Raw genomic sequence first — 235 nt, 5'->3', positions numbered from 1 at the left:
GCGCCAGCAGGCCGCCGTGTCGCCCCGTGCGGACGCCGGCTCGCTGGCCACCGAGCTCGCGTCGAAGATCGTCGGCGAGCCGCTCGCGGACGAGGCGCGTCGTTCGCGCGTCGTCGAGCGGTCCCTGGACGAGCTGGACGCGCAGACCACCGCCACCGCGGGTAAGGGGAACTGATGCGAGGGACTAGCCGGGCGTCGCTGGCCGCCGCGGAGGGCCGGTTCGAGCCGGTGCTGC

General features: G+C 75.7%; 1 pseudogene. It reads left to right on the top strand.

The annotated features are described in order from the left end of the window. Positions 1-175 (top strand): annotated as a pseudogene (locus KVT14_RS22855) (F0F1 ATP synthase subunit B); the annotation flags it as partial. Positions 176-235: the final 60 nt, after the last annotated feature.

This window comes from Cellulomonas sp. GbtcB1, assembly GCF_019091725.1.
Taxonomy (GTDB): domain Bacteria; phylum Actinomycetota; class Actinomycetes; order Actinomycetales; family Cellulomonadaceae; genus Cellulomonas.
This window is presented reverse-complemented; position numbering and strand designations above follow the sequence as displayed.